The sequence below is a fragment of the Lysinibacillus pakistanensis genome, assembly GCF_030123245.1.
Taxonomy (GTDB): Bacteria; Bacillota; Bacilli; order Bacillales_A; family Planococcaceae; genus Lysinibacillus; species Lysinibacillus pakistanensis.
Genome location: NZ_CP126101.1, coordinates 3,142,232 through 3,157,580, shown reverse-complemented (window position 1 = coordinate 3,157,580; position 15,349 = coordinate 3,142,232). Strand labels below are relative to the sequence as shown.

Here is a 15,349-nt window from a genome sequence, read left to right as displayed (position 1 = left end):
AGATTCAATTGGAGGGAACCGCATGACTATAATAGAGGCATTAAAAAATCGTCGAGCAATTCGTAATTATACAACACAGCCAGTTGAGAAAGAGAAAATTGAACAAATTTTACAAGCAGCCACTTATGCACCAAACGACCGTATGCGTGAGCCCTGGCATTTTTATATCATTCAAGGTGATGCAATGAAACGTTATGAGGAAATGGCAAATGCTTATTTACTAGAACGCTTTCCAACTAAGCCAAATTTGGTAGAAAGCTCATTGAAAGTTGTGCAAACGACACCTGTTGCCGTTGTGGTGACAGCAGATATTGTGGAAGATGATGCTGATGCAACTGAAGATAACGTCTTTGCTGTTTGTAGTGCAATTATGTCCATGTGGCTTGCTGCAGAGGAGCTAGGACTTGGCTTTGTCTGGCGTACACGTGGTGTGGGGCTTGTTCATGATGAAAGAATGCATAACTTTATTGGAGCAGGTCAAACGCAAAAAGTAGTAGGTACTATTTTTATAGGCTATCCAGAGGAGCAGGAGCTTAAAGACAAGAAGCGTACCCCATTTGAGGAAAAAACAACATGGCTTTAAGGGAGGCTTAAAAAATGGCGAGAAAAGGCTTGTTTTTAGTTTATACAGGGGAAGGGAAGGGCAAAACAACTGCCTCTCTTGGCGTCACACTACGCGCAGTTGGAAGAGGGCTGAATGTACGTTATATGCAATTTATTAAATCACCAGAGCGTACATATGGAGAGCAAATTGCCCTAAGTAAGCTTGGCGTGGAAATGGAGCAGATGGGTATTGGCTTTACTTGGACAAAAACGCCAGAAGAGCATCGTACTGCTTTAGCAAAGGCATGGAAGAAAACAAAAGCTGCCCTGCAGGACGACACGATTGATTTACTTGTATTAGATGAGCTGAACAATGCACTGGCTATCACAAAATTTCCAATTGATGATGTGCTACCCTTAGCAGAAGTTATTGAAGCCATACAACAGCGCCCTTCTACCATGCATTTAGTGGTAACAGGACGCAGTGCAAATCCAGCACTTATTGCCATGGCAGATTTAGTTTCAACAATTGAGGCGACAAAACATTATTATGATGAAGGAATTCCTGCTGTCAAAGGTCTTGAATTTTAAGCATATAGAAAGCAGCAGAAATCGGTGTAAAAACCAGCTTCAATTATTAAGATGGAGGAAAAGATGATGCCAGCAAAATCAATCATGATTCAAGGGACAGCTTCTGATGTAGGAAAAAGTATGATTTGTACTGCGTTATGCCGTATTTTCTCAGATGATGGGCTAAAGGTAGTACCCTTTAAATCACAAAATATGGCACTTAATTCATTTGTGACGCAAGATGGTGGCGAAATAGGTCGTGCTCAGGGAGTACAGGCCGAGGCAGCACGGGTTGTTGCTACGACAGATATGAATCCTATTTTGCTAAAACCGAAGCAGGATATGGTATCTGAAGTCATTGTGCATGGTAAGCATTTTTTAAATATGGATGCCAAAAGCTACCGCAATCAATTTGTTCAGGAAGCAATGCCCATCGTAGAAAAATCTGTAAGAACTTTGCAAAATACATATGATGTCATTGTACTTGAAGGAGCCGGCAGTCCTGCAGAAATCAATTTAAAAGATCGTGATATTGCAAATATGCGAATGGCCCATTTAGCAGATGCAGCAGTTGTGCTAGTTGCAGATATTGATCGGGGTGGCGTCTTTGCATCGATAGTAGGGACACTCGCATTGCTTGATGAGGCAGAGCGCGCACGTGTGAAGGGACTTATCATTAATAAATTTAGAGGCTTGCGAGAATTACTCGATGATGGTATTGAATGGGTAGAACGTGAAACGGGCATCCCTGTATTGGGTGTTGTGCCATATGTCGATGTCAATATTGAAGCGGAGGATTCCCTCGCATTATCTGCTCTGCGCTTTAAAAAGCCTAAACCTGGAGAGTTCGCCATTGATGTAGCAATGATTCGTTTGCCGCGTATTTCAAATTTTACAGATGTAGACCCATTTTTTGATGAGCCAGAGGTCGGAGTTCGTTTAATTGGTAACGTTCAAGAGCTAGGGACGCCTGATTTACTGATACTACCTGGGACAAAAAATACGATGGATGATTTAGTTTGGTTAAAGGAACAGGGCTTCGACCAAGCAATCGCTAACTTACGCCAGCAAGGAACAAAAATTATTGGCATATGTGGTGGCTTTCAAATGCTTGGGGAAACATTATTAGATCCAGAGGCTGTAGAAGGAAGCGGAGATTCAGCGTTGGGGCTAGCATTATTGCCAATGGAAACAGTTTTCGTTGGAGATAAAAAAACGGTGCAAATGACTGGAACAAGAGGTCAGGATACATTTTCTGGCTATGAGATTCATCTTGGACGAACAAGGATTTTGCGTGATGAAGTGTCACCATTTTTACAATTAGCCGATGGGCGAGTAGATGGTGCAGTAAGTGCTGATGAGCAAGTAATAGGTACGTATTTTCATGGACTATTCCATAACCGTCACTTTACACGGCAGCTTATCAATGATTTGCGTATAAAAAAAGGGCTACCTGCTTTAGCAAGTGATGTTAAAAGTGATGCAGAGCGTCGGGAAGATGCCTATAATATGCTCGCTAAGCATGTTCGTGCGAATCTCGATATAAAAAAAATATACGAAATCATGAATATAGAGGTATCCGTATGACAAGAAAAGGACCATTAGCCATTGATTATGAGGCATTATGGCAGGAAGGTATGAAGGATTGGCATGGACAAATGCCTGAAAGAATGGTCGATGATCAGCTGGAAGAGCAATTCTGGGCACAGTCCATTAAACGTAAAAAAACGGGACAGACAGATCCCTATGCTGCAAAGATTTTTCAAGAAATAAAAAAGAATATTCAACCAGAGGACTCTGTATTGGAAATTGGTCCAGGCTGGGGCAATTATACTTTTCCACTAGCAGAAAATGTGAGACAGCTAACATGTGTAGATAGTTCAGATAGCATCCTAAGCTATCTACAAAATTGCATGCAGGATCAGCAACATGTCTCTTATATTCATGCAAAATGGGAAAGCCTTGCTGAGAATGAGGTGGCAGCTCACGATATCGTCATTGGCGTCAATTGTTTCTATCGTATGTATGAAATAAAATCGGCCCTTTACCAGATGAATCGACTTGCTAAAAAGCGTGCGATTATTGGTATGACGACAGGACCAATTCAACCCCATTATGAGATTTTGTACAAAAAGTATGGCTATGATATTAAATTTCCAAGAAGAGACTATATAGAATTTTTGAATTTGCTATATGAAATGGATATTTATGCAAATTGCGAAATTATACCATTAGAACGAGTCTATGAATATGAAAGCTATGAGCAGCTTGTCACGACTCAAAGTAAAAAAATACTAAATACTACATTTGATAGAGCGCATGTTGAGGAGTCGCTCAAGCCCTTTATTGAAGAAAAGAATGGTCATTATTATTATCGCCATGATTTTCATGCGGCCCTTGTATCATGGGAGCCGAAATAATTTTCAAACCTTTGGAGAAAGCTTGTTACCAAAGGTTTTTCTTATTGTTAACGATAAGGTACAATAAAGCGATAGACACAGAAGAGAGGTGGCATATGTGCAACTACATTTTTTAGGAACAGGCGCAGGAATGCCTTCAAAGGAACGTAATACAAGTGCACTGATGGTAAAACTTTTAGATGAAATAGGAGAAATGTGGCTGTTTGATTGTGGGGAGGCGACCCAGCATCAAATTTTGCATACATCACTAAAACCACGTAAAGTTACGAAAATTTTTATTACACATTTACATGGTGATCATATTTTTGGTTTACCAGGCTTTCTAAGCTCTCGATCATTTCAGGGTGGAGATGAGCCATTAACAATATTCGGTCCAAAGGGTTTACAGCAATGGATTGAGCAAACGTTTTCCTTATCAAAGACTCATTTAACATATGCCATACAGTTTATTGAGGTTCATGAGGGTGTAATTTATGAGGATGCACATTTTAAGGTGAGTGCAGGGGAGCTTCAACATGTTGTTCCATGCTTTGGCTATCGGATTGAGCAAAAAGATTTGCCGGGTGAATTGTTAATGGAAAAAGTGCAGGCTTTTGGCGTTCCTAAAGGTCCTTTACTAGGCCAATTAAAAGGTGGGAAAGATGTAGAGCTTGACAACGGCACAATTATTCATGCGAAAGATGTTGTCTCTCCGCCCAAAAAAGGCTTTACACTGACTATTTTAGGCGATACAAAATACTGTCAGGAGTCAGTGTTATTAGCAAATAAAGCCGATATTATTATTCATGAAGCTACGTTTGATGGCACTACATCTGATTTAGCAGCAAGCTATGGACATTCTACAAACGTTGAGGCAGCTAAAATTGCACAACAAGCAGATGTGAAATTTTTACTATTGAATCATTTGAGTGCACGTTTTATGCCGCAGGATTTACCAATGCTTTTAGCAGAGGCACAGGCGATTTTTCCTCAAACTGCTCTTACATCTGATCAAGAAGTGTATACATGGCATAATAATAAATTATTTTAATATAATATAAAAACGAGGAAGCACCTTTCGAATGAAGTTTCATTTAAAGGTGCTTTTTACTATTCATTAAGATAAATCTAGGTAAAAACTCATAACGAATATCTTTATTAAATAACTCCCAATAGCTCATAATTTAATTGAATTTATTCACTTCAATAAAATACTTAGCTTTAAATATAAAATAGTTCAAACTATTTAGATTTTTTTATAGCTAAAAAATTAGAATGTTTATTACAAAATTGTGACAATTTGTTTTACCTAGAAAATTATTATTCTAGATTTAATAAAAAAATAATGAAACCGTTTGAATTGATATTGTATGATGAAATGGAAATAATAGTATGTTTTAGGGGGAGAAATATGGGGAAATCTATGAAATGGAAAATGCTACTAGAAATTATGGTTATTGTTATAGTAATAATTGGTGCTTTTTCTATTTATATTTATCAGGCAACATACAAAAGTGTAAAAAATAATGGGGAGGCGCTTGCAAGTTCTATTGTTATGGGGATTGAGGGTGCTATTCAATCAAGAGAAAAAGCAGAAGATATCATGGAAAAGGAAATGATTGCTGAGTCAGTCATGGCCTCTTATATTATTAATCAGGGTGCAACATATGAAGATTTAAAGGCTATTACTGAGCGTGGAGGGATGGATGAAATATGGAGTACGGATGATAAAGGAAATACAACTGTCACTTCTGTGGCACCAACAGTTGACTTTAACTTCGGCTCTGATCCAAACGGACAGGCAGCAGAATATATGCAGCTTTTAGATGGGCGTGCCAAAGAAATTGTACAAAAGGCACAAGTTCGTGATGTGGATGATAAATTCTTTAAATTTGTTGGTGTGAGTAGTTGGAATCCAGTAAATCCACAGATTGTGCAAGTAGCACGGCATGGACAGCAATTATTAGATTTAGAGGAAAGCATTGGAAGTGAGTATTATTTAAACCAGCTAAATAAATATTTATCCTCGACTGTTCTATTTGCAGCTATTGTGAATGACAAAGGTGAGACCATCACAGCCACGGCAGATAAAAATCTGGAATCTATTGGCTTCTCACCAGCACAATTTTCATCATCTGATCCTACTGAGTTTTCAGGTAAATATGATGGTACTCGTGTTACACAATATGTCAAGCCTCTATCAAATGGCACCTACTTAGCTGTTGTTGTTTCTAATGTAGTACTTTCACATATTTTAATGGGGACAATTGTTGCCTCACTTATCGTTGTATGCGTTATTTTCTTAACAACAGGTATTTCCATTTCAAGGCAGGTCACTCGTATTTTAAGTGTTCGCAACTCCTTAGAAGAAATTAGCAAAGGTGAAGCCGATTTAACCAAACGTATCAACGTCAACGCTAAAGATGAAATAGGTCAGTTAGTCGCATCTTGTAACGGTATGATGGAAAATTTCCAATTTATAATGCGTGACCTAAAACAAGAGGCAAGCCAAATTAAAGAGGCAACATACATAATTCAAGAGAATGCACATCAAACACTTCATTCATCTGAAACGATACAGGAAGAGTCTAGTCAGGTTGCTCAGGCCTCGTTTCACCAGCAAAAAAATACGGAAGATAGTGCACATTCTATGGAGGAGTTGGCACGTAGTATTCAGCATATTTCAGAATCAATCGCTGAAATATCTACTATTTCTCGTAATACAGAAGAAAATGCAAGTAATGGTTTGCAAATAATGAATAATCTCCAAAACCAATTAGTACAAATTCATGATAAAACAAATCTTTCCGTTGAGAGTACACATGAATTAGAAAAATTATCTGGCATGATTGGTGAATTTACAAATGTAATTACTGGCATTTCAGATCAAACAAATTTATTGGCGCTCAATGCGTCTATTGAAGCAGCACGTGCTGGAGAGGCAGGGAAAGGATTTGCTGTAGTGGCAGAAGAGGTCCGCAAATTGGCTGAGGATTCAAAAGGAGCGGCTGATCGAATATCTCAAGTTGTGATAAACGTTCAAAGAGAGACAGCTAATATTGTATCTGTTATCCATTCAACTGCAGATGTTCTACAAGCAGGTCGTGTCATTGTCCATGAAGCACAGCATTCTTTTGAAGGCATTACGAACGATGTGCAAGTATTAGCGGAGCAGGTAGATTTAGTGTCAAGTTCTACTGAGGAAATTGCAGCAAGTACAGAGGAAGTGACGGCTACGATGGAAGACGTTTCATTACTGGCAAAACAGACGTCAGAAAGTGTTGAGGCAGTTGCCCAAAAGGCTAAAGTTCAAACTACGAGCATGAATAAAATGACATCGATTATCGATAGGCTAAATACAACAGCAGAGAATTTACAACATTCAGCAGGAAGATATAAGGTTTAAAATAGTTGACAAACATTTGGTATAAACAAGAAATATAGTGAAGTTACTAGATGATTTTCGTATAATGTAGTGAAAGGGGAGTGGTTTATATGAATCAGCAAAAAATGCCACCAGCACTTTTACGATTAATTGTAATTTTTCCAAATGTGCTGAGCTATTTATTACTTTTTGGTCTTATCATTTTTGTTATTTCAAATTATGAAACATTAAAAGCTACAGATAATTTAACAGTTTGGCTTATTTTTATTGTTGTACTTGCACCTGCTGCAGCCTACACAACCTTTAGTATTGTAAAGAAAATTCGTGCTGGACATATGTAAATGAAATCACGTGTCATTGTTTAATTGGCGAAGACACGTGATTTTTCATTTGCTATACTAGTAAATAAAAAAATAGGTACTACTGTAGGAGGACAAATGAAAAAATATAGTCTAGCACTGCTAATTATTGTTGTCTTTTTTATTTCCCCAACCAAATCCAATGCGCAAGTTAGCTGGGATGGAGCAGAAGTCGTAAAAGGACAAACAGGTAAAATGACATTTTCCAAGGATGTCAAAGTGTATAAGAAAAATTCTAATGGTACATACAACTCTATGACAGTTAAACGAAATAATTTTTTTCGTGTCTATAATATTGAAAAATATGACCAAAAAACGTTCTATTGGATGAGCTCAGGCTACCGTGTACAAGCAACAGATTTAGTCATTTTTAAGGAAGTGCCCACTGAAATTCGCTCTTCTTTTTATAATAATCCTGCATATATTGTGAGCAATCGTCAAGGAACAAAAGCCTATTTTGAAGAAAAATACCCAATGATAGATTTAGCATATGGACAGCATTTACTGAATGAGCATGTACCAAGAAATTATTCTGCAGAGGTTTATTTTGACAAGGGAAAATTAAATTACTTTTATAGTTTAGAAGAAGGAAATGAAGTAAATGGTGTTGTTGATGGTACTGATATTAGAATTGTAGAAACAACGACAAGAGATAAAGGCTATTATGCAGTAACAACAGATACTCAATTGCTAATGGGTCCAATGAGTGGAGCTAGAACAATCGAATGGAATCCACCGTCTACATTAAATGATGTTAATTCCCTGAATAAATTTGTTTATCCAAAGGGTTCTGCTTTTCAATCTTTAGGGATGGAGGTCAATGGTTACCTTCGGGTACAATCCATAACAGGGGAAAGAGGCTATATGCCAGCAAATCTATTAGAACCTGTGAATAATCAAGGCAAACGTTATATCCGCTATGGTGTTGTTGCTAAAGGTATAGATGATTCTCAACAGCTAGAGCTGAAACGATTTGATGAGGTATCGTTCTATACAGAAAACGAATATATCGCATTAATCGCAGTAAACGGAAAAATGTATACCGTTCCTAAAAATGTGATAGCCATAAAAATGCCTAATGAATCGCCAGTGATTATATCCTTTTTACCAAATGAGAGGCTACAAAAGCTAGAATATCAGAATATTGCAGGCAATAGAGTCTACAAAAGAACAGCCAATAATCATTTTACAGCCGAGGATTCTTACTACATTACGTACCATGAAACTGACCAAGCCTTTAATTTTGACATGAATGGTGTCAAATACTCTTTTGCTAAGCCTTTAAAGGAGGGAGCAATCATTACACGCTTAAGCGGAACGACTCAAGATCAAGGGCATGTACGTGCTATTCACTACTCACTCACGACCCCAGCAGGTACCTTTGAAAATGTAGTTGAGACATCCTTTGATCAGTTTTTTGCACCAGGCTATGGATTACTAGCAAATACTAGTGATCGACTAATATCTTTTTAACAGCTGAAGGGTAGTTTCTTGGTTACTAACAAGAAACTGCCTTTTCTTTGTTAGGAACGAATAAAAACAATGTAACTAGAGAAACTAAAAAAGATATTTGAAAGTGAGGTATGCTTTTATGGATCCAATAAATTGTGATTTTTCACCAATGAAACAAACATTAAAAGATGAGCTGTTGCAGGTCATAATGACATTACAGCAAAGTGTTGAAGCCATGGATATAGATACAAATTGTTTGCTTGGGAATTTTGAAAAGATTAAAGAGAAATTTATTACGATTGAAATGAAGGCTGCAACGTTTTATTTAAATTGCTATCTTTCCCCGTTTACCGAAAAATATCCAGAGCTATCGCATTGTGTACAAAATATGTCTATGAGAAGACATGGAGGATTAATTGTTATTGAACGAGAAGACCCTATAAAATCACTTATACAGCCAGGGGTTCATATAGGGGCAGAGTTAACCCATTCCTTATTAGAAGCTATTTTCTTTCCTGGAAACCCTCTTCATGATGGTGCCGTTTTAGTAAATCGAAATCAAATTGACTCGGCTGCAAATGTCTTACCTCTATCAGAACTTTATACGGGGGAGAAGAAATTAGGAACAAGACATAGAGCAGCATTAGGATTAAGTGAAGTAAGTGATGCTTTAATTATGGTGGTTTCTGAAGAAACAGGAAGGATTTCGTTTGCCTTTAAAGGTAGTTTATATCCAATTACTACACATGGCATAATATAGTGTGAGCTTCACACTGAATTTTATCTTGAATTCGAGATATTTTTCTTGCTTGTTTATCACTTGCGTGGTAAAGTGATAAATGAAGGGAGGATGAAGCGTTGCAAAAACATACACTTGGGTCACTGACTTGGATTCGAATGATGCGCTTTACAACACAAAGTAATCAGCTATCAAATGAATTTTTAAAGCGTTTTGATTTAACAACTGCCCAGTTCGATGTACTGATTCAAATTAAGACTTTTGCACCGATTACACAATCACAATTGGCAGAGAAAGTAACCGTTACGCAAGGCGGGATGTCTCGAATGCTTGCGCGGCTTGAAAAAGAAGGGCTTATTGAACGTAAGCAAAATTGGAAAACGAAGACAATTTCATTAACGGCAAAGGGCGAGCAAATAATCGATGCTGCGACTCCAAGTCAGCTGCACTTTCAATCCTCATTTTTTGAAGAGATTTTAACAGAAGAAGAAATGAAATCTTTATATACACTAATGTCAAAGCTTGAAAAGCATAGTCGTGAAAAAAAAATACCGCCAATGTAATTTTTTTAGATTATCACTTGCTTAGTCAAGTGAAAATAAGGAGGAAATGAATCATGAACAAATTAAGTGGACATCACCATATATCCATGCTAACGAAAAATGGCAAACGCAATAATGACTTTTATACAAAGATTCTTGGATTACGTCGAGTGAAAAAAACGGTGAATCAGGATTCGCCATCAATGTATCACTTATTTTATGGAGACTTAACAGGAGCAGCAGGTACTGAATTAACGTTTTTTGAGATGCCTGTCGCAGGACGTACAGTTCGAGGCACAAATGCTATTACCCGCATTGGCTTACTCGTGCCAAGCTATGCGAGTTTGCAATATTGGAAAGAACGTTTTCAACAGGAAGAGGTCAAACACAGTGATATTACAACCTATGCAGGAAGGGATGCATTGTTTTTTGAAGATCATGAAGGTTTAAGGATGGTCCTTTTAAACCATCACGGTCACGAAGTACCAGCTCATTGGCAGTCTTGGGATGGCAATGAAATTCCTGAAGAGCATCGTATTCTAGGAATGGGTACAGTGGAAATAACAGTTCGTTACTTACAGAGAACAGTAAATTTATTAAAGAATTTATTCGGTTATACAGTTGTTACAGAAAGTGAAAAAGAAGCAGTGCTACAATCCATTGCAGGAGAAGTATTCGGTGAAATTGTTGTCAAAGAATTAGAAGGACCAAGTGAAAAACCAGGGCGAGGCAGCATTCATCACCTTGCATTACGTGTGGCGTCAGTCGAGGACTTACAGGAATGGGACGCCAAAATTAAAGAGCAAGGCTTTGATAGTACTGGGGTAGTGGATCGTTATTATTTCCAAAGTCTTTACTTTAGAGATCGTAATGGGATTTTATTTGAAATGGCGACAGACGGCCCAGGGTTCACAGCTGATTCAGCAGTCGAGGATCTTGGCAAAAAGCTAGATCTACCACCATTTTTAGAAGAAAAACGCGCAGAAATTGAAGCTATTCTAGAACCATTAGAATAATAATGTCTTTGATAATGTCTATATAAAGAGAGTTGAGTGGGAGTTAGTTATGAACTAGCCCCACTTTTTTGCCCCATTTTTTTTTTGTTATTTCTATTTAGTTTAACTATTGAATGTTCCCAACTATTAAGTGCGTGGTGGGGTAGTATATATTCTAGAAATTTTGATATGACTAATTTGATTACTAATACAATTGGAGAATTAATAGGTTATTTTATTTTCATTATTTTAAGACCAACTCTTTAGAAAGTAATAGATGACTGAATTTTAAAAATTTGAGTTTTAGCGCAAATTACCTCCTAGTGACACACTGTGAAGTAACATAAGTAGAAAACAAACAAACTTTTTTATAAAACTAAAACTTAAATTTGATAGATAAGCCGCTTTGAACAAATTTTTTCAAAATGGATTCTTTTTCTTTATTGTATGAAACTAGTTTAAGAAGGTGCTTTTTATCAAACTTTATTTTAAAGCTACTGTGTACTGAAAGCAGATTTAATAGCTGTAGTTTTGATCCATTACGATGGATAGTTTACTAGGAGAATTAATGAGTTTCTTCTATATATAGATTCACCTTTAAAATATGCTTCTGTTTAATATTAAATTCGAAGCCTAATAAAAAAATGTTCGTTATTAAGTAATATTGGTTTACATAACAACTGAAAAAAGCATTAACAAGAAAGGATAAACCCTTATCGTTAATGCCTTTTTTTCACTTAGCTTAAATAGATCTTTTATAAGCATTTATTGTCGAAGTATATTGGAATACTTTAGGGTTGACTAGTCCCTCACGTAAATCCATCATCCCTAACTGTCCCATTCTATTCAGTAAAGGAATCAACCAATTACCACTTGGTGCACCTTGTAACACTTTAATTTGATCAGATGATAACTTTGAAACTTTACTAGCATCAATCGGTTCTTTGGCATTTTCTATCGTTTCTTGAAAAGCTTTCGTATCAACTTTATACATATTTTCGCCAACTTGTTCAGTAAAACCTTTGTATCCGTAAGCTCCTCGAAGTATAAATAGCCTTATACTCATATCTTCCATAGAAACCATTTTTAAATACACCTCTCTTCAATGGATTCTTAAATTATAAATGTGGAATATTTAAAGTTCTTTCAATGGTGTTCCAAGGGTAACTACTTGAAGTACAATTAAACTTATATAATGCAGAAGTTCCACTTGAGATTTTTAAGTCTGAATTAAAAGTTACTGTATAATAAAACCCATCTACAATTCTGTCATTATTAGAATCTATGGAAGCAACATTAATTTTATAATCACGATTTTGATAAGTAATACGTTCATCATCTAACCATTGATTTTCACTTCCATAACCAACTTGCATCACTCCTATGGAAACTTTGCCTGAAACTGCATGAGAAGTTTGCGTGCGAAGATCCTCAGTATATTCACTGCTTGTTCCGACTTGTGATGCTATTTGATCAATATAGAGAGCTGTTAATGGTGGCGCTGGACCTCTTAGAACTGGACTATTTTTTACTTCTTCTTTAATTTTAGTAGCCTCATCTGAAGTTACTAATGTAATTGTCCAATCAGGATGTTCTGTTTTTAGATTTTCAATTAATGGATCTACTTCAAGCTTATCTTTTTCTACTTCTGAAGCTTCAGCTGTATTTAGCCCCAAAAAGCCACTTGTTAAAATTCCAACAGCTAGTAAATATTTCTTCATATACAACTTCTCCTTTCACATTATTTGTAACACATTATAATTATCGGATAAAAAATAGAATACTTAACAATATTTAACAAAAATAATTGTCTATTAAATAAACTTATTATCACTTCAGAAAATGTTCATTTTAAGTAGGTTTAAAATGAACATGAACAAAGTCAGTAATCATGCACTTTGAAAGTGTTCAATTTAAGTTGTTTAATAATGAAAATAAAAAATACATATAGAGGTGCCATGAGTGTATGATAATTGGTGTCACTTTAGGATTTATTTTGCACATATAACTTTAAAACCAAACTACCTTCACATGAGAAGATTAGCTGGGTTTCTTAATTATTTATATCCAGGTTTTTTGTGGACCATTAATTCTTTTGAAAAAGCGAAACAAAAGGTCGGTTTCGCATGTTTAATAAATAAAAATCAGCTTTGTGCGTTAAAAAGTATTTACTTCCGTATGTTATTCATTTATATTAAATAAATAAACGTTTATTTATTTAATGTATTGTGAGGGATGATGAATGGCAAGAACAGTCAACAATCAACAGCGACTAGAGAAGCGAAATATCATATTAAAAGAAGCAAAAAGGCAATTTCCAAGTGAGGGGTTTTCTAAGACTACCCTTTCTAGTATAGGACAGGCAATAGGTATTAATCCTGCTACGATTTTATTGTATTTTCCTAGCAAAGAGGATTTGTTTGAGAATACCGTTAAAGAAGCATTTCAAGAGACTAGAAAAGGACAACTTTATTTACCAGAAAGCTTAGAACTGTCAGAACAATTAGAGCAGATGGTGAGGCATCACGTGAGGAAATATCGTGAAGATCCATCAAACCTACGAATTTTACAATATTTATTTTCTCAATCTGGTAGATTTCCAGAGCTAGAGCAAGAAGCAGTTTCAATCACTTATGAGTTTGTGGAGAGAATGACTGGATTGTTGAAGAAGTGCTCTAGTTTAAATGAAACCGAACAAGATCTTCGCGATAAAACGTGGGCTTATTTATCTTTCCTAAGTGGATTTACGATGATTATGCTTGAGCCTGAAAAATATCCATTATGGGAGGGAATTGTTAAACAAGGAGTTAAGCTAATTGAAACATAGAGGAGTTAAAAAAACATGATCCATAACGAAGTCAAGAAGGTAATGATGCTCTATAGTAGCAAGCTGAACGAAATGTTTCCAAATCAAATTCTTGGTGTCTATTTATATGGTTCAACCGTTATAGGTGCCTTTCATTCTGAAAGCAGTGATATTGATTTTGTTACAGTGTTTAGTCGAGAAGTGACAGACAAAGAGGTGAGAAAACTATCGTATCTTCATAAAAAGCTTAGAACTGAAAATCCATTGATCAAAAAGTTTGAATGTGAGTACTTATTCTTGGATGAGCAAAATCAATTACATTTACATAGATCTTTCCCGTTTTTTAACGGTACAAAGTGTAAGGGGAAAAGGAAGCTTATGAAAATTGCCGTTTATCAGCTTGTTCATGATTCATATGCTGTTTACGGTCCGAATTTTTCTACTTATTACTCAAATATAGATTGGAAGGATGTTATGCAGGAGATGGAGTACAATCTTAACCACTATATAGCGAGTAAAGCTTCCCGAAGCTATTTGTTTTTATTCGATTTTTGGATTGAGTTCATTGTACTAACCTTATGTCGAGTGTACTATACTTTGAAAACAGAAAAGATTACATCAAAGGAACTGGCCTGTGCAGAAGTGATTAAGGACTTTAATTTAAGGTATTCTGACATTCTTCATGAGGCACTTAGAATTAGAGGGAGAGTTCAAGCCAAGTCCAATTATAAAAATCGTTGGGAACGAAAGAATGCAACGATCCATTTTATAAATTCTTTAAGAGAGTATTGTAATCAAGCTTTTTTATCTAGATAAATATGGAATTGATTCTGCAAAAGTCAATTTCATTAATCTTGCTGCTTTAACTAAACTGCCAAATAGTTTAAGTGTAAATCTTCACAATATCCAATTTGCTTTAAAATTGTATTAAACAAATATTGTTACTCAAATCGCTCATCTCACTTTTGATGGTATTCAAGTTTAGCGAAGGTGATTTTTTATACGAACCTTTTATCAAGAACATACGTTTGTATATTTCCTTTATATTTTGTATAATAAAATATAAAGGAAAGATTATGGATGAGTTTTGATGTATCGACAAGTTGATGATTTATTAAAGGGTTGGGCAGTGGCTGTGGAAGGGAATTTGCAAGTATTACAAGTCGTAACAGATGACAAATTAGGACAAAGTATTTTGGAAGGGCAAAGTACCCTTGGTTAGGCTGGCTTTAGTAGAAACAACAGGTTATTTTAGCCATTTAGCAGGTTTAACTGTACCAATGATTGGTCAAGAACCAGTTCCAGCGACAGCAGGAGAAATTATAGCAGCTTACGAAAAAGCAGCAGAGGCGGTCAAGGAATAGGGAGCTAAGCTATCAGATGTGGACTTGCTATCAGAAACAGGCATTGCGAGTGTTGCAACAAAAGGTGCATTATTATTCGTTTCTTAATTGACCACCAAACACATCACCGCGGCCAAATGATGGTGCTATTACGTCATGCATGCTTACCAGTACCCGCTGTGATGTACCCAATAAAAGAAATGCAATAAGGAAATG

Annotated in this window: 19 protein-coding genes; 17 read left to right on the top strand and 2 right to left on the bottom strand. The window is 36.2% G+C overall.

Going from position 1 to position 15,349, the window contains the following annotated elements; translation table 11 throughout:
- Positions 1-22: 22 nt before the first annotated feature.
- From QNH24_RS15660 to QNH24_RS15605, 12 genes are all read left to right on the top strand, one after another.
- The gene (locus QNH24_RS15660) at positions 23-583 is read left to right on the top strand and encodes a nitroreductase family protein (RefSeq protein WP_283868496.1); all 561 of its coding nucleotides are present in this window, start codon (positions 23-25) and stop codon (positions 581-583) included.
- A gap of 14 nt (positions 584-597) precedes the next feature.
- On the top strand, positions 598-1,134 hold the full coding sequence (locus tag QNH24_RS15655) for a cob(I)yrinic acid a,c-diamide adenosyltransferase (RefSeq protein WP_283868495.1): 537 nt from the start codon (positions 598-600) through the stop codon (positions 1,132-1,134).
- A 66-nt stretch (positions 1,135-1,200) separates the two neighbouring features.
- A complete protein-coding gene (locus QNH24_RS15650; RefSeq protein WP_283872865.1) occupies positions 1,201-2,700 on the top strand; it encodes a cobyric acid synthase in 1,500 nt (499 codons plus the stop codon).
- A complete protein-coding gene (locus QNH24_RS15645) occupies positions 2,697-3,533 on the top strand; it encodes a class I SAM-dependent methyltransferase (RefSeq protein WP_283868494.1) in 837 nt (278 codons plus the stop codon). Before QNH24_RS15650 ends, QNH24_RS15645 begins: the two co-directional genes overlap by 4 nt.
- A gap of 97 nt (positions 3,534-3,630) precedes the next feature.
- Entirely contained in the window at positions 3,631-4,563 is a 933-nt protein-coding gene (rnz, locus tag QNH24_RS15640) for a ribonuclease Z (protein WP_283868493.1), read from the top strand.
- A gap of 360 nt (positions 4,564-4,923) precedes the next feature.
- Positions 4,924-6,918 carry a methyl-accepting chemotaxis protein gene (locus QNH24_RS15635; RefSeq protein WP_283868492.1) on the top strand — a complete coding sequence of 665 codons (1,995 nt, stop codon included), beginning with the start codon at positions 4,924-4,926 and terminating at the stop codon, positions 6,916-6,918.
- Between the two features lie 89 nt (positions 6,919-7,007).
- Positions 7,008-7,238 (top strand): acyl-phosphate glycerol 3-phosphate acyltransferase, encoded by a 231-nt coding sequence (locus tag QNH24_RS15630; RefSeq protein WP_283868491.1) that lies wholly within the window; start codon positions 7,008-7,010, stop codon positions 7,236-7,238.
- 96 nt (positions 7,239-7,334) lie between these two features.
- Positions 7,335-8,729 carry a hypothetical protein gene (locus tag QNH24_RS15625; RefSeq protein ID WP_283868490.1) on the top strand — a complete coding sequence of 465 codons (1,395 nt, stop codon included), beginning with the start codon at positions 7,335-7,337 and terminating at the stop codon, positions 8,727-8,729.
- Between the two features lie 118 nt (positions 8,730-8,847).
- Positions 8,848-9,468: a sporulation-specific diadenylate cyclase CdaS gene (gene cdaS, locus QNH24_RS15620; RefSeq protein ID WP_054772195.1), complete on the top strand. Its 621-nt coding sequence runs from the start codon at positions 8,848-8,850 to the stop codon at positions 9,466-9,468.
- Positions 9,469-9,605: 137 nt separating this feature from the next.
- Positions 9,606-10,010, top strand: a complete 405-nt coding sequence (locus QNH24_RS15615; protein ID WP_430675520.1) for a MarR family winged helix-turn-helix transcriptional regulator — start codon at positions 9,606-9,608, stop codon at positions 10,008-10,010.
- A gap of 53 nt (positions 10,011-10,063) precedes the next feature.
- A complete protein-coding gene (locus tag QNH24_RS15610; RefSeq protein ID WP_283868488.1) occupies positions 10,064-11,005 on the top strand; it encodes a ring-cleaving dioxygenase in 942 nt (313 codons plus the stop codon).
- 36 nt (positions 11,006-11,041) lie between these two features.
- Complete coding sequence (locus QNH24_RS15605) at positions 11,042-11,251, top strand: VanZ family protein (protein WP_283868487.1); 210 nt, start codon at positions 11,042-11,044, stop codon at positions 11,249-11,251.
- Between the two features lie 475 nt (positions 11,252-11,726).
- On the opposite strand, the gene QNH24_RS15600 is transcribed toward QNH24_RS15605, so the two are convergent.
- On the bottom strand, positions 11,727-12,068 hold the full coding sequence (locus QNH24_RS15600) for a hypothetical protein (protein WP_283868486.1): 342 nt from the start codon (positions 12,066-12,068) through the stop codon (positions 11,727-11,729).
- Between the two features lie 34 nt (positions 12,069-12,102).
- Positions 12,103-12,705: a DUF4879 domain-containing protein gene (locus QNH24_RS15595; RefSeq protein WP_283868485.1), complete on the bottom strand. Its 603-nt coding sequence runs from the start codon at positions 12,703-12,705 to the stop codon at positions 12,103-12,105.
- A 521-nt stretch (positions 12,706-13,226) separates the two neighbouring features.
- Here QNH24_RS15595 and QNH24_RS15590 point away from each other — a divergent pair.
- The 5 genes from QNH24_RS15590 to QNH24_RS15570 all read left to right on the top strand — a co-directional run bounded on the left by QNH24_RS15590 (position 13,227) and on the right by QNH24_RS15570 (position 15,342).
- Positions 13,227-13,811, top strand: a complete 585-nt coding sequence (locus QNH24_RS15590; RefSeq protein WP_283868484.1) for a TetR/AcrR family transcriptional regulator — start codon at positions 13,227-13,229, stop codon at positions 13,809-13,811.
- Between the two features lie 15 nt (positions 13,812-13,826).
- Positions 13,827-14,606: an aminoglycoside adenylyltransferase domain-containing protein gene (locus QNH24_RS15585; RefSeq protein ID WP_283868483.1), complete on the top strand. Its 780-nt coding sequence runs from the start codon at positions 13,827-13,829 to the stop codon at positions 14,604-14,606.
- A 274-nt stretch (positions 14,607-14,880) separates the two neighbouring features.
- Complete coding sequence (locus tag QNH24_RS15580) at positions 14,881-15,012, top strand: hypothetical protein (protein ID WP_283868482.1); 132 nt, start codon at positions 14,881-14,883, stop codon at positions 15,010-15,012.
- Positions 15,005-15,154, top strand: a complete 150-nt coding sequence (locus QNH24_RS15575; protein WP_283868481.1) for a hypothetical protein — start codon at positions 15,005-15,007, stop codon at positions 15,152-15,154. The genes QNH24_RS15580 and QNH24_RS15575 overlap by 8 nt, the downstream gene beginning before the upstream one ends.
- Positions 15,155-15,270: 116 nt before the next feature.
- Positions 15,271-15,342, top strand: coding sequence for a hypothetical protein (locus QNH24_RS15570; protein WP_347342980.1), 72 nt, complete (start codon positions 15,271-15,273; stop codon positions 15,340-15,342).
- Positions 15,343-15,349: the final 7 nt, after the last annotated feature.

Excerpts from the sequence above, each read along its gene's own strand:
- QNH24_RS15590 (WP_283868484.1), top strand. The coding sequence starts at position 13,227 with ATGGCAAGAACAGTCAACAATCAACAGCGACTAGAGAAGCGAAATATC.
- QNH24_RS15660 (WP_283868496.1), top strand. The coding sequence starts at position 23 with ATGACTATAATAGAGGCATTAAAAAATCGTCGAGCAATTCGTAATTAT.
- QNH24_RS15615 (WP_430675520.1), top strand. The coding sequence starts at position 9,606 with ATGATGCGCTTTACAACACAAAGTAATCAGCTATCAAATGAATTTTTA.
- QNH24_RS15600 (WP_283868486.1), bottom strand. The coding sequence starts at position 12,068 with ATGGTTTCTATGGAAGATATGAGTATAAGGCTATTTATACTTCGAGGA.
- QNH24_RS15630 (WP_283868491.1), top strand. The coding sequence starts at position 7,008 with ATGAATCAGCAAAAAATGCCACCAGCACTTTTACGATTAATTGTAATT.
- QNH24_RS15655 (WP_283868495.1), top strand. The coding sequence starts at position 598 with ATGGCGAGAAAAGGCTTGTTTTTAGTTTATACAGGGGAAGGGAAGGGC.
- QNH24_RS15580 (WP_283868482.1), top strand. The coding sequence starts at position 14,881 with ATGTATCGACAAGTTGATGATTTATTAAAGGGTTGGGCAGTGGCTGTG.
- QNH24_RS15645 (WP_283868494.1), top strand. The coding sequence starts at position 2,697 with ATGACAAGAAAAGGACCATTAGCCATTGATTATGAGGCATTATGGCAG.
- QNH24_RS15650 (WP_283872865.1), top strand. The coding sequence starts at position 1,201 with ATGCCAGCAAAATCAATCATGATTCAAGGGACAGCTTCTGATGTAGGA.
- cdaS (WP_054772195.1), top strand. The coding sequence starts at position 8,848 with ATGGATCCAATAAATTGTGATTTTTCACCAATGAAACAAACATTAAAA.
- QNH24_RS15610 (WP_283868488.1), top strand. The coding sequence starts at position 10,064 with ATGAACAAATTAAGTGGACATCACCATATATCCATGCTAACGAAAAAT.
- QNH24_RS15585 (WP_283868483.1), top strand. The coding sequence starts at position 13,827 with ATGATCCATAACGAAGTCAAGAAGGTAATGATGCTCTATAGTAGCAAG.
- QNH24_RS15625 (WP_283868490.1), top strand. The coding sequence starts at position 7,335 with ATGAAAAAATATAGTCTAGCACTGCTAATTATTGTTGTCTTTTTTATT.
- QNH24_RS15635 (WP_283868492.1), top strand. The coding sequence starts at position 4,924 with ATGGGGAAATCTATGAAATGGAAAATGCTACTAGAAATTATGGTTATT.
- QNH24_RS15595 (WP_283868485.1), bottom strand. The coding sequence starts at position 12,705 with ATGAAGAAATATTTACTAGCTGTTGGAATTTTAACAAGTGGCTTTTTG.